The sequence below is a fragment of the Synechococcus sp. SynAce01 genome, assembly GCF_001885215.1.
GTDB classification, from domain to species: Bacteria; Cyanobacteriota; Cyanobacteriia; order PCC-6307; family Cyanobiaceae; genus Regnicoccus; species Regnicoccus frigidus.
In genome coordinates, this window is record NZ_CP018091.1 from 1,613,698 (window position 1) to 1,626,271 (window position 12,574).

General features: G+C 61.3%; 13 protein-coding genes and 1 tRNA gene. 7 read left to right on the plus strand and 7 right to left on the minus strand.

Annotated features, from left to right (window positions below; genetic code table 11):
* Position 1: 1 nt before the first annotated feature.
* Positions 2–1,177: an FIST N-terminal domain-containing protein gene (locus BM449_RS08385; protein ID WP_233830582.1), complete on the minus strand. Its 1,176-nt coding sequence runs from the start codon at positions 1,175–1,177 to the stop codon at positions 2–4.
* Between the two features lie 224 nt (positions 1,178–1,401).
* Here BM449_RS08385 and BM449_RS08390 point away from each other — a divergent pair, with 224 nt between their 5' ends.
* On the plus strand, positions 1,402–2,016 hold the full coding sequence (locus BM449_RS08390; protein ID WP_071800844.1) for a DUF3177 family protein: 615 nt from the start codon (positions 1,402–1,404) through the stop codon (positions 2,014–2,016).
* Positions 2,016–2,351, plus strand: coding sequence for a hypothetical protein (locus tag BM449_RS08395; RefSeq protein ID WP_071800845.1), 336 nt, complete (start codon positions 2,016–2,018; stop codon positions 2,349–2,351). The genes BM449_RS08390 and BM449_RS08395 overlap by 1 nt, the downstream gene beginning before the upstream one ends.
* A 39-nt stretch (positions 2,352–2,390) precedes the next feature.
* Here BM449_RS08395 and BM449_RS08400 read toward each other — a convergent pair whose 3' ends face one another.
* The 4 genes from BM449_RS08400 to BM449_RS08415 form a co-directional block, all read right to left on the minus strand.
* Positions 2,391–2,702 carry a chaperone modulator CbpM gene (locus tag BM449_RS08400; protein WP_071800846.1) on the minus strand — a complete coding sequence of 104 codons (312 nt, stop codon included), beginning with the start codon at positions 2,700–2,702 and terminating at the stop codon, positions 2,391–2,393.
* Positions 2,695–3,684: a DnaJ C-terminal domain-containing protein gene (locus tag BM449_RS08405; protein WP_071800847.1), complete on the minus strand. Its 990-nt coding sequence runs from the start codon at positions 3,682–3,684 to the stop codon at positions 2,695–2,697. Before BM449_RS08405 ends, BM449_RS08400 begins: the two co-directional genes overlap by 8 nt.
* Before the next feature lie 240 nt (positions 3,685–3,924).
* A complete protein-coding gene (ileS, locus tag BM449_RS08410) occupies positions 3,925–7,014 on the minus strand; it encodes an isoleucine--tRNA ligase (protein ID WP_071800848.1) in 3,090 nt (1,029 codons plus the stop codon).
* Positions 7,015–7,057: 43 nt separating this feature from the next.
* Positions 7,058–7,744, minus strand: a complete 687-nt coding sequence (locus tag BM449_RS08415; RefSeq protein WP_071800849.1) for a Ycf66 family protein — start codon at positions 7,742–7,744, stop codon at positions 7,058–7,060.
* 54 nt (positions 7,745–7,798) lie between these two features.
* On the opposite strand from BM449_RS08415, the gene BM449_RS08420 reads away from it, so the two are divergent.
* A tRNA-Leu gene (locus BM449_RS08420) sits at positions 7,799–7,880 on the plus strand.
* 30 nt (positions 7,881–7,910) lie between these two features.
* Here the strand turns inward: BM449_RS08420 and BM449_RS08425 are convergent.
* A complete protein-coding gene (locus BM449_RS08425; protein WP_083544476.1) occupies positions 7,911–8,741 on the minus strand; it encodes an amino acid ABC transporter substrate-binding protein in 831 nt (276 codons plus the stop codon).
* A 186-nt stretch (positions 8,742–8,927) separates the two neighbouring features.
* On the opposite strand from BM449_RS08425, the gene BM449_RS08430 reads away from it, so the two are divergent.
* From BM449_RS08430 to BM449_RS08445, 4 genes are all read left to right on the plus strand, one after another.
* The gene (locus BM449_RS08430) at positions 8,928–9,125 is read left to right on the plus strand and encodes a hypothetical protein (RefSeq protein ID WP_071800851.1); all 198 of its coding nucleotides are present in this window, start codon (positions 8,928–8,930) and stop codon (positions 9,123–9,125) included.
* Positions 9,126–9,340: 215 nt separating this feature from the next.
* Positions 9,341–9,904, plus strand: coding sequence for a hypothetical protein (locus BM449_RS08435; protein WP_071800852.1), 564 nt, complete (start codon positions 9,341–9,343; stop codon positions 9,902–9,904).
* 271 nt (positions 9,905–10,175) lie between these two features.
* A complete protein-coding gene (locus tag BM449_RS08440; protein WP_233830585.1) occupies positions 10,176–11,636 on the plus strand; it encodes a glutamate decarboxylase in 1,461 nt (486 codons plus the stop codon).
* A 174-nt stretch (positions 11,637–11,810) separates the two neighbouring features.
* On the plus strand, positions 11,811–12,026 hold the full coding sequence (locus BM449_RS08445; RefSeq protein WP_071800853.1) for a hypothetical protein: 216 nt from the start codon (positions 11,811–11,813) through the stop codon (positions 12,024–12,026).
* 402 nt (positions 12,027–12,428) lie between these two features.
* On the opposite strand, the gene BM449_RS08450 is transcribed toward BM449_RS08445, so the two are convergent.
* The gene (locus tag BM449_RS08450) at positions 12,429–12,572 is read right to left on the minus strand and encodes a chlorophyll a/b-binding protein (protein WP_071800854.1); all 144 of its coding nucleotides are present in this window, start codon (positions 12,570–12,572) and stop codon (positions 12,429–12,431) included.
* Positions 12,573–12,574 lie beyond the last annotated feature (2 nt).

Consider the following 12,574-nt stretch of genomic DNA (forward strand, 5'->3'; position numbering starts at 1 on the left):
CTCACTCCCCCGCCGCCGCCTGGTCCGGCGGGATGTTGGGCACCAGAAAGCCCCAGCTGGCGGTGTAGCCATGCAGATAGGTGGTGCCGGCCACGGGGCCGATTTCGCCATTGCAGAAGGCGCCGGCGATGGGCAGGGCGGGGAACTGCTCATGGCAGAGCGTCACGTCGCCATCCGGCTGGCCATAGAGCCCCTGGCCCCGACCCAGGCAGGCAAACACCAGGGCGGCGAGCGGGGTGCTTTCGTGTGTGGCCTGGCGGCGCAGCAACAGGCGTAGCTCCTGGCGTGAGGCGGCGGCATCACGGAGCTGAAACTGCACCTGCTGGCCGACCCGCAGGCGCTCGGCCACGGCCACGGCGCCATTGCGGGGATCGACGCCCAGCAGGTTGCGTACAAGAAAGGCGGTGGGCTCGGGAGGGTTGCCTGGGCCTGCAAGGCTGAAACTGCTGCGACCCACGCCCAGAAACAAGGAGTGCCGGACCTGCTCCCGTTCAACGGGAGTCAGCGACTGGAGGATTCCCTGCAGGCAGTTCACCGGCGTGTTGCGTTCCTGTCCTGCACTGAGTTGCAGAACAACGTTGCGCTCGGCCTTCTCGATTTCAAAGACCGGGCCGATCGGCCGGCAGCCCTGTGCCACCACCGGGTCAATCCGCCAGCCGCCGCCGATCAAGCAGCCCACCGCACCACGCACGACCCGGTCGTTGATCAACAGCGACCCGTGGTTGGAACTGTGATGGCCAGCGATTCCACCGATCTTGTCGACGCCGGGAAAGCCGTAGTCGATGCCGCTGATCAGATCATTGATCGACTCACTGGTGGGATCGACGAACAGCAACATCGAGCGCGCGAGGGCGGGATCGGCACCGACCCAATTCACCCAGTCCTGGCTGTCGCCGTCGAGATCCGGCAGGACTTTGGTGTCGAGCTCGAACAGCTGCAGCTCGGCGCCCGGCAGACGGAGCAGGATCACGCTCAGCGCCGGTTGCTGCTCCACTTCATGGGCAGCCCCTTGGGCATCGCTGCCGACCACACCACCACCGGCGCAGCCGATCCAGTGGCATGCATTGATTTTGGCGCGCAGCAACGGCAGCAGGCGCGGCAGGTCGCTGGCATAACTGGAGGCACAAAACACCAGGGCGAGGTCTGCCGGAGACCGCCTGTCGAGGTTTTGCACCACCTCGTCGACAGCGCCCTCAATTGAGGCGTTGCGGGAAAGAGCCGTCTGGGCGGAGGCCGTTTCGTCGCTCCCTGGAAACCAGGAGGGCTTAACCCAGGACGACCCAAGCCAGGAAGATCCAAGCCAGGAAGATCCAAGCCAGGAAGGCAGTGAGAGCGGAGACATGGCTCGGACCCTACTGCCGATGCACGACTACGGATAATGGCGCTTCCCGTACCCCGTCTGTGCCAGATCCGCTCTACCGCACCCTCGTGTGGCTCGACTATCGACTGGCGGTGGTGTTCACCGTTGGCCTGCCCTTGGTGTTGCTGGTATGGGCGGCGCTGCGACGGGAGGGGGCGATGGTGCGCCTGATGACCCTCTACTGGAAGGTGGCCAGCCTGCTGGCGATCACGGTGCTGCTGCTGGTCGACGCCAGGCCGCTGGGCTACGCGCTCGGCGTGCTGGCCCAGCTGCTGATGGTGGCCTCAGTCTGGTTCTGGGTGGATCTCAACGAGGAGCTCGCCGACCTGCCGCCCTGGCGCCCCCTGCCGCTGACGGTGCGCACCTGGCGCTGGGCGCTCAGCGTGCTCGGCCTGCTGGGGGCGGCCCTGAGCGCCTCCGCCCTCAGTTGCCTGTGGGGGCAACTGGATCGTCCCGTCTGCCAGGTCTGGCTGGAGGCACCCCAGAGGCTCCATCTCCTGGTCGCCAGGGTGTTCGCCTTCGTCTTCGGGGCAGATCTCACTGCGACCCTCACGGCGTTCATCGGCTATGTGGCTCTGGTGGCCTATGCGGTGGGTCTGCTGCAGTGGCTGCTGGTGCGCTTCCCCCGGCAAGGCCGGGTGGCTGGAGAATTCTGATGACAGGCGATCTGGTTGGCCAGCTCGAAGCGATCAGCCGCGGCCGGCCGGACCGGGTGTTGAGGCTGCGGGGCACGCTGCCACTGCCAGCATCACAGGACCCAGCAGCGCAGGACCCATCGGGGCAAGAACCCTTCGAGTTGCTGATCTTCCGTGGCTTCTCGAGCAGCGTCACCCATCCCACTGCCTTCGATCCAGATCAAGCGGCCCTGCCAGCGGGGGCGGAGCTGGAGAGTGCCGACCTGCTGCAGGGGCCGCTCAACCCCCGCGATGAGCAACTGCTGGCGGGGCCTCTGATGCCGGATGCCCTGCTGGGCCCGCAAGCCTGGCTTTGAAGCTGGAGAGCCTCGAAGGTTGTTAGTGCACGAAGGTTCTCAGGGGCGAGGTAGCAGCGATTCGAGCTCGCGCAGCCTGCCCTCGAGAACTTCCATGCGCTCGAGATAGGTCAGCGCCAAGGCCATGCCCGGAGCGTTGAGGCCGAAATCGTCGCGCAAGCGGGCAGCCCGGCGGGCCTGATGCAGGGTGCGGGCCTGAAAGGTCCAGGTGGAAGCGGTTCCAAGGGGCTGGAACACACCGATCGCGACAAGCTCGATGACGTCGTCGTGAACCAGGCCGGACGCGTCGAGAAGTTCATCAAGCCCGATCGGTTGGTCGTCGTCCGTAATCAGAAGGATCTCTTCAGCCATTGCTTTGGTCTCCTTGTTGACCGTCTTGAAGATGTAACCGTGGCTGGAATGTGGAGAGTTTCGCAAGCTCTTGATAGAGCTCTCGCTCCCGATCGCTGAGCGAGGGAGGGGTGGCGATTTGAAGCACGCAGTATAGGTTCCCTGAACCTTGCTTCCGTTTCGGCAAGCCTTTGCCGGCCAGGCGCAAGGTCTGCCCACCCCGCGTTCCCGGTTTCACGTTCAACGTCAAGCGACCGTCCAGGCTGGGCACTTCGATGTCGCCGCCAAGCACGGCCTCTGATGGCGTGATCGGTACTTCCAGATAGAGATCGTGGCCGACGGCCTTGAACAGTCGATGCGGCTGCAGACGAATGGCGAGATAGAGATCACCGGCTGGCCCCTTGCCGATTCCAGCAGCGCCACGGCCCGCCACGCGCAGTCGTTCGCCGTCGATGACGCCTTTGGGGACGCGCAGACGGACTGTTTTTGAAACCCGATGCATGGTGCCATCGAGGCCTATCTCCGGTACATCGAGGTCCAAGGCGACTTCGCTGCCACGGGCCGCATCTTCAAGACTGATGGTGGTCGCCACTTCGTAGTCCTGCCCGCGCCGTGAAAAGGCGGCCTCGCCAGAGCGCCCCTGATGGGCTGAGCGGAACCCCATCTGCTCGAACAGATCGGCCAGATCAATGGTTGGATCACCGGTTGGGGCACTAGCGCCTTGAGATGCGCCGTCTTGCCAGAAGCGGCTGTCCCATTCCGGTGAGGGGCGGAAGTCCTCGCCGGGGCTGTGTCGACCCAGCTGGTCATAGGCCTCACGTTTCTCTTGGTCAGAGAGGGTCTGGTAAGCCTCATTGATTTCCTTGAACTTATGGTCTGATTCCTGATCCTTGGCAACGTCGGGATGGTATTGGCGTGCAAGCTTTCGGAACGCCTTTTTGATCTCGTCGTTGGAGGCCTCCCTCTCAACGCCAAGGGTGGAGTAGTAATCCTTGAATTTCATCAGACCAACCAGAGCGTCACTCGCTCTTGGGGAAGGCTAGGTGTGATTCCCGTCAGCTTGTTCAGGAGTAGCCGCAACAACAGCAACAGCAGCTTTCTTGCGGTGGTTACTGCGCTGGTCACTGAGAAGGTCACTGCCGAGTGCAAGGGGAGTGCAAGGGGAAATGCATGGACGCGCAAGCAAGCCAATCGCTTTGCTGGCCCCAGAACAACTGAGAAGGCCTCGCTTTTCCCAGCGCTCTTATTCAACCGCGAGGGGGGCTTGCGTCGAGAGGATGGTGTGGCAGCGGCCGCAGAGGCGACCATGCACCGTGGCGTTGAGCACGTGCGCGCTGATGTCGGTTTCGTAGTGCCAGCAGCGCTCGCACTTCTCGCCCCTGGCCCGGGCAATGCGCAGGGTGATTCCCCCTTCGCTGGCTTCTGCCAGTAGCTCGGCAAACGGTTCGGCCAGTTGATCGCGGCCTTCGCCGCTGCCAATCTCCAGCTCCGACACCAGCAGCCAATCGGCCAGGTTGTCCACATCCGCTGAGGCGCTCTGCTCAAGTTGGTCCAGGGCGGAGCGCAAGGCCGCCGCGCCTTCGCCCTGGACCAGCTCTAGCTGCAGCCTGGTTTCCAGGGAGGAGCCGATGCCGCCCTGTTCTTGCTTGGGTTTGCGGCAGGCCTCCAGTTGGCGGTTCACCTGGCTGCGCAGTCCCTGCAGGGTGCTGATCGTCGCCTGCTCGGCGGGCGTGAGCGTCCACTCGGCTGCCGATTGGGGCCAGCCGCGTTCGAACACCGAGGTCTCGCGCACGGGGTAGGGGAGGTTCTGCCAGATGTCTTCAGCCATGTGGCAGAGCACCGGGGCAATCAGTCCGGCCAGGCGCTCCACCACCAAGGCCATTACGGTCTGGCAGCTGCGGCGGCGCGGCGAATGCGCCGCGCTCACGTAGAGGCGGTCTTTGGCGATGTCGAGGTAGAAGTTGGAGAGATCCACAACGCAGAAGTTCTGCAACGCCTGGAAGAAGCGGTAGAACTCGTAGCGCTCGAAATCAGCGCTCACCTCCTCGATCAGCTCGGCGGTGCGATGCAACATCCAGCGATCGAGCAGGGGCAGCTCGGCCATCGGGACCGCTGAACCGCCCTCGCTCTGCGGCCTGGGGTCGAAATCGTGCAGATTGCCCAGCAGATAACGGGCCGTGTTGCGCACCTTGCGGCTCACATCGGCCAGCTGTTTGACGATCCCCGGCCCCAGCGGCACATCGGCGGAATAATCCACCGAACTCACCCACAGCCGCAGCACATCGGCGCCGAAGGCGGGCTCCTGTTTCTCGTTGCGGCCGCCTTCAACGATCACGGCCGGATCGACCACATTGCCCAGGGATTTGCTCATCTTGCGACCCTTCTCATCGAGGGTGAAGCCATGGGTGAGCACCCGTTTGTAGGGCGCCTGGCCGTTGACGGCCACCGACGTGAGCAGGCTGCTCTGGAACCAGCCGCGGTGCTGGTCGGAACCCTCCAGATAGAGATCGGCGGGGTAATGGAGGGGGCTCGGGTCAGCGCCTTGGCCGCCTGGGGCCGCCAGCAGGTCGTCGCCTGTCGCCTTGGCAGGGTCCAGGCCTCCCAGCACCGCCGCCCAGGAGGAGCCGGAGTCGAACCAGACATCCATGGTGTCGCTGCCCTTGCGCCATTGATCGGCCTCGCCGGCCAGCTCCGGTGGCAGCAGCTCGGCCTCGCTGCGCTCCCACCAGACGCCGGCACCGTGCTCGGCGATCAGGGCCTGGATGTGATCAAGGCTGGCGGCATTGAGCAGCACCGCCCCGTTGTCACGGTGATAGAACACGGGGATCGGCACGCCCCAGGTGCGTTGGCGGGAGATGCACCAGTCGCCCCGATCGCGCACCATCGCCTCGATCCGGTTGCGGCCGCTGGTCGGCAGCCACTCCACCGAGGCGATCGCGGCCATCGCCTCGGCGCGGAAGCCCTCCACCGAGGCAAACCACTGCTCGGTGGCGCGAAAGATGGTCGGTTTCTTGGTGCGCCAGTCGTAGGGGTAGCGGTGGGCGTAGCTCTCTTGCTTGAGCAGGGCGCCGGCCTCTTCGAGGGCGGCGATGATCGCGCCGTTGGCGTCTTTGAGCACGTTCAGCCCGGCGAACGGCCCGGCTTCCGCCGTGAGGGTGCCGCCGGCATCCACCGGGCAGAGCACCGGCAGGTTGTACTTTCTGCCGGTGTTGAAATCATCCACGCCGTGGCCGGGGGCGGTGTGGACCAGGCCGGTGCCCGCTTCGGTGGTGATGTAGTCGCCGCCGATCACCACCGGGCTGCTGCGATCCAGCAACGGATGGCGATAGGTGAGGCCTTCGAGCTGCTGTCCCTTCACGGTCAGCAGGGGTTCCAGGCGCAGCCCCAGGCTGGTTTGCAGGCTCTCCACCAGCGCCGCCGCCACGATCAGGTGCTGGCAGTTCGCCGCGGCTCCATCTGCCGCGCCATCGGTCCGACTGGCGCGGCAGATGGCGTAGTCGAGCGTGCCGTTCACGGACACCGCCAGGTTGGCCGGCAAGGTCCAGGGGGTGGTGGTCCAGATCGCCACCGCCAGGGAGGCGGGCCCCAGGGGGGCAAGCCCAGAGCGATCGCTGCTCGGGCTGATGCCAACGGCGGCCAGCGCCTTGGCCATGTCCTCTGGAGCCGCGGTCACCGGGAAGGCCACGTAGACGCTCGGGGACGTGTGGCCGTCGGGATAGTCGAGTTCGGCCTCGGCCAGGGCGGTGCGGGAGCTGGGGCTCCAGTGCACGGGCTTGAGGCCCCGGTAGATGTGGCCCGCCAGCACCATCTGCCCGAAGACGCCGATCTGGGCCGCCTCGTAGCCCCTCTGCAGGGTGAGGTAGGCGTCGTCCCAGTCGGCCCAGATCCCCCAACGCTGGAAACCGGCCTTCTGGCCTTCCACCTGCTCGAGGGCATAGGCGTGGGCCTTCTGGCGCAGGGCGATCGGGGTGAGAGCGCGGCGCTCCTCACTGCCCATGCTCTGCAGCACCTTCAGCTCGATCGGCAGGCCGTGGCAGTCCCAGCCCGGCACGAACCGCGCCCGCCGGCCCCGGAGCAGGGCGTATTTGTTGATGATGTCCTTGAGGATCTTGTTGAGGGCGTGGCCCACATGCAGGGCGCCATTGGCATAGGGCGGCCCGTCGTGGAGCGTGAACACCGGCCCGGGGTTGTCACGGCTCAAGCGTTCGTAGAGCCGCTCCTGAGCCCAGAAGGCCTGCAGCTCGGGCTCGCGGGTCTTGGCGTGGGCCCGCATGCCGAATGGAGTCTCCAGCAGGTTGAGCGTGTCCTTGTAGGAAGCCGGGCTGGCGGTCAAAGCGCCTGGATGGCAGCAACCACCGATTATCGGCCCCGGCCCTTCAAGGCGCGATTGGTGGCTCCTCGGCCTCGGGTTCGCTCTCCTCTGCAACCGGTGCAACAGCGCGTTGCAGCAGGGCGTCGATCTCAGCGAACGAGCTCACCTCAACCACGGCTGCAGGGGTGATGAGCTGCGGCTGGATGGCGGGTTCCGGTTCGTCGGCTGGTGCGGGCAGGCCATTGGCTTCGGCTGGAGTTTCGCTTGAAGGTTCAGTTGGGTTTTCGGTTGAAGGTTCCGCTGGGGTGATCGGCGCCTCGGGCCGCACCCAGCGTTTGGAGGTGGTTGCTGGGTTGGGCAGGGACCGTTGCTTCAGCCAGTCCGCCACGCCGGCGACGCGGGCCACCCCCAGGCTCAGCAGCCTGGCGGCGGCGGCCCCGAGCTGCTGCAGGCTGCTCTGCCAGCGTTCCTGGGCCCAGAAGCGCTGCTGTTCCTCGCCGCTGAGTTGGCGCCAGCGCCCCAGGCCAACCTCTGTGGAGAGTCGGCCGATCAACAGCCCGCCGCAGAGCACGGCCAACATGGGCGCTCCGCTGAGCCGTTCAGCGCTGGTGACCAGCACCAGGCCCAGCAGCAGCACCAGGGCACCCCAGAAGGCATCGCGGGGCCGGCTCAGCTCGGGCACCAACAGTGGAATCACCAGCACCACCAAGCCGGCCAGCAGGGCCAGGATTCCGCCGAGAGTGGCAAGCATGGGCTCTGGTGAGGACTGGGGCCATTCTGAGCCGCTCGATACAGTTGGACCTACGCCCACCTGGCGGAATTGGTAGACGCGCTGGTTTTAGGGTCCAGTGGCTTCGGTCGTGGGGGTTCAAGTCCCCCGGTGGGCACTTGGGGCGGAGGCCCCGTGATCGACGGGGTTACTGGCTTGCCTTGCCGGTTGCTGGGGCTTCCTCTTTGAGGTCCACCATCAGTTGCATGGTCTCGATGGAGAGTTCGCGCAGATCCACGGTCAGGGGGGCCGCACTGTTGGGGCCGAACCATTGATCAAAAATGGCCGTTTCCTTCGGTTGTCTATCTAGGAAACCCTGCATATAACGGATCAGCGCTATGTCAACAATACGTTGAAATGCCGAATCATCCTGAGGCAGCATGCAGGCGATGCCTTCTTTGGAATAAGCATCTGCTGCCACCTTGAACAAGGCTGGCTTGGGTTGACGCGCCAGCCATGAATAGAGCAGAACGCCATCATCGGCAAAGGCATCAACCTCGCCTGACCTCAAGGCCTGATAGCCGCTGTCACGGTCTTCCATCAAAACCACAATCGCCTCGGGTTGATGCTTTCGAATGGCGATTTCACTGGTCGTTCTCGGCAGCACTCCAACCCGTTTCCCCAGCAGTGATTCCGGCGAGGAAAGGCTGGAATCACTGGGCACCAACAGCTGGGTGCCCGTGATTCCGTAACTCACGGAAAAATCAACCTTGCGATCACGCTCCCAGGTGAAGCTGCTGGCATCACACACCAAGCTGACCTTGGAGGAAGCAAGCATGGGAATGCGCTCGTCTGTATCAAGTGCCTTCAATTCCAGGCGCACAGGACGCCCCAGCTCGAGCGCGAGCTCTTGACTGATGCGCTGCATCATGTCGATTGAATATCCGACCAGATCACCCTGCTTGTTCTTGTAGGCGTAGGGGAAGGCGTCTTTGCTGGTTCCTGCCGTTAGTACGCCGGTTCGGGCGATCTGCTCCATGACAGGTCCTGCCTGGGAGGGCCCTGCCGCAAAAAAGGCAGCCAGGATCCCTAACGACGAAAAAACTAGTCTAGAAATCACTAATACTAATCTGAATTAGCAGCTAAAGTACCATGGGTGCCTGCTACTGCGCGGGAACTTATCGAGTCTTCGGTTCTCCCGGCAGCCCCGAGGTTTGCTCCCACCATGTCCCCTTCCACTCTTGAGCTGGGCTCCGATGACTGGCAACGCCTGCGCGATGCGTTGCGGTATCAGGCCCGTGACCTCCATCACCGTTCCTATGCGGTTCCTGCCGATCGCCGGCAGCTTCTCTGGGAGGAGATGGATCGCTGCCTCAACCTGGCTGCTCGCATCGAAGACCTCTCCGCCAATGAACGCCCCTGAGCTCTTGGGCCCCTGAGTCTTGTCAGAACGCCTGGCTTGATGACGCGACTTGATGCACCCGCTGGTGCTCGGCATTTATCGCCCGATGTGTTCGTCATTCAAACAACAGCATTGTCTTGGCGCCACCCATCGATACCCGTCGATCCAGCTGACAACAGCCATCCATCTGACAACAGCCATCCAACACAATGGCCCTATCCGTTTTCCTCTCTCCGATGACTGACTCTCCTTCGCTCCAGCAGGATGCGCGTCCGCCTGGGGAGGGCGGCTCCCCCACCGGCCTGCTGTCGTTGCGCTGGCCCATCGCCCTGGTAGCCACAGCGGCGATTTTCTCGTTGGGGCTCGGCCGGCTGCTTCAGCAGCCAATCAAGATTGAACTGGTGATGGATGCCCCCCTGCCTGTGGCGGGCCTGGTGGATGTTGGCGGCATCAGGACGCCACTGTTGGTTGAGAAGATTCAGGCGCCAATCCGCACCGAGCCGATTGTGACCAAGCCGATCGCTGCCAACGTCACCTTGGTCGAGGGAGTGGAACTGGCTGCGCCCCTGTCTGTCACGGTGCCTCAGCTGACCAAGGACCTGGGAGTTTCGGTGCGTGGTCCGATCAATGCCACGGTGGGAGGCCGTGTCAATGCCCAGGTGGCCGGCAACGTCGAAGCCAGCGTGAACGGTGATGTGTCGGCCCTGCTGCGGGGCCAGGTTGATTCCAATGTCAACGGCAAAGTCGATGTTTCAGCCAGCGAACCCCTTCCCCTGCAGCGCATCAAGCTGGGCTTCTGATCGGGCCTCCAATCAGGCCCTTGTCGGATCCACCTCAACGCCACCACCTCAACGCCACCGCTTCACATCACTGCCGCAACGCCACCCCTTCAACGCCACTTCAATCCTATGGAACCCTGGACAACAAAACTACAGATCCTCGTAGCGGTTTTGTTGCCGCTGCTGTTGCTGGCTGTATGGCTCAACAGCAAGGGTTTCTGGAGCCCGCTCTAAACCATTCTGTCGATCTGTCGATCTGTCGATTCCGGCAGCACAACCCAAACCAATCAGGGTGACGACGTTGCAAGACAAGACAATGCAACATAAAACTGTGCAAGACAAAACTGTGCCCAATCAAACCGTGCAAGACAACGTCGCATTCCAGCCAGATTCTGAGGATGAGGTCTATGGATCATCGGATTTTTCTCTGGGTCTGCCGAAGGCTGACTTTCCGCATCGGCAGAGTGATCCTCGCCATGTTTATGAGGCTCTCCATGATGAGTTGATGTTGGATGGAAATTCGAGGCAAAATCTGGCCACCTTCTGCCAGACATGGGTGGAGCCTGAGATCCATCAACTGATGGATGAGTGCATTGACAAGAATATGGTCGATAAGGATGAATATCCACAAACGGCAGAAATTGAACGTCGCTGCCTTCTGATGCTTGCGGATCTTTGGAATGCACCAAGGGTCACCGATTCAATCGGCAGCTCCACCAGCGGCTCCAGCGAAGCAGCGATGCTGGGGGGGATGGCGATGAAGCGTCGCTGGGAAGCCAGCCGCAAACAGCTTGGGAAATCTACGGAGAAGCCCAACTTGATCACCGGTCCGGTGCAGGTGTGCTGGCATAAATTCGCCCGTTACTGGGATGTCGAGCTTCGGGAGATTCCGATGCAAGAGGGCCGCCTGATTATGACAGAGGCGGAAGTGATTGCCCGCTGCGATGAAAATACGATCGGTGTGGTGCCAACTCTTGGAGTAACCTTCACAGGAGAATATGAGCCTGTTGAGGCTGTATCGATCGCCTTGGATGCCTACCAGGCGAAGACAGGTCTTGACATCCCGATCCATGTTGATGCGGCCAGTGGCGGCTTCCTCGCCCCTTTCTGCTCCCCGGATCTTCTTTGGGACTTTCGTTTGCCAAGGGTCCGTTCGATCAATGCTTCGGGCCACAAGTTCGGCCTGGCTCCACTTGGGGCTGGCTGGATCCTATGGCGAACGGCTGAGGATTTGCCTGAGCAGATGGTCTTTTGGGTGAATTATCTCGGCGGCAACATGCGTGATATTGCGCTTAATTTTTCGCGTCCGGGCGGACAGGTGATTTGTCAGTACTACAACTTCCTGCGCTTAGGAATGGAAGGCTATCGAAAAATTCATATGGCTTGCTATGAAACAGCCCAATATCTTGCTACTGAAATCAGCAAGCTCGGACCCTTTGAGATGATTTATGGAGGTGCTCCTGATTACGGGATTCCAGCGTTGTGCTGGAGGATGAAGCCGGGGATTGAGCCTGGATTCAGTTTGTTTTCTCTGGCCGACCGCTTGCGGGTCAGGGGCTGGCAAGTGCCGGCCTACCTGCTGCCCGCCCACTGCGAAGAGCTACCGGTGCAAAGGATTCTTGTGCGTCATGGGGTCAGCCGTGACTTGGCAACCATGCTCCTAGACGACATCCGCCAAGCACTGGAATTTTTAGGACGCCACCCTGAACAAAGGCCTATCAGCGGCGATGAAGCCGGTGGCTTTCATCATTGACCTATCAGTGATTGATGTGCTGGGGGAAGCCAATTGGCCTGCGCTCGCCTTATCCCGATGTGCTCTGACGATGTCGAGCAGAAAACTGCTTGATGGGATGGCAGCCCAGAGGGGCTGCGCGACCACGGTAGACAAATCTTTACACTAGGATGGAAAAACTTAGACGAACTGACCATGGAAGCACTTTTCGGAATTGTTTACTTCACCTGCTTTGCCGTGATTGCTGGTGGGGCATTTGCTCTGATGCGCCAAAGCATTGACCAGACAGGCTTGAAATCGAAGGCCAAGACGAATAATCGCCATCCTGAAGCACCTCTTGAAGGGGAATCGGTGATGTATGTAGACCTCAGTCGGGAGCGCCTTGAGCGTCTCTATGAAAAAGCCAGCTAAGCCTTCTTTCCGTGACTTAATAGATGAAATAGCTTTTTCTTCTGAGCTACAAAGTCGGAATTATTTGACATTCATTGTTATTTTGTTGGCAAAGTTGTATTTCCTAAAGATCCACAGGATGTAGTTGCGCCTCATGTACTAATTAGTTTGAAGTGCGGTCTAATTCTGTATGTAAGATTAGGTGGTTATTTGGCAACAGCTTAATTTTTTGGCTTTTCAGGCTGCTTGATATGCAATCTGCATTTCGATTTTGATTGCGATCACTCGATCTAGATTTGTTGAAAGTTGCCAATTTTCTTTTGGCCTTTCTTGCTGTCCTGTCATATCAATTTATTGATGCCAAGCAAAATGCCAGGCCCCAAAAAATTGGGAAACCTGGCAACTTGAAAATATGCTTTAAATTCAGCCGAGACCGATCTGAGTCAGGATGCCTTGGCCGGTCAGCAATTCAGTGCCGAGGCCGATCACAAAACCAAGCATGGCAAGACGGCCATTCCAGGTTTCGGCAAATTCAACGAAGCCAAAGCGGGAGGTGGGCTCAGTCATGG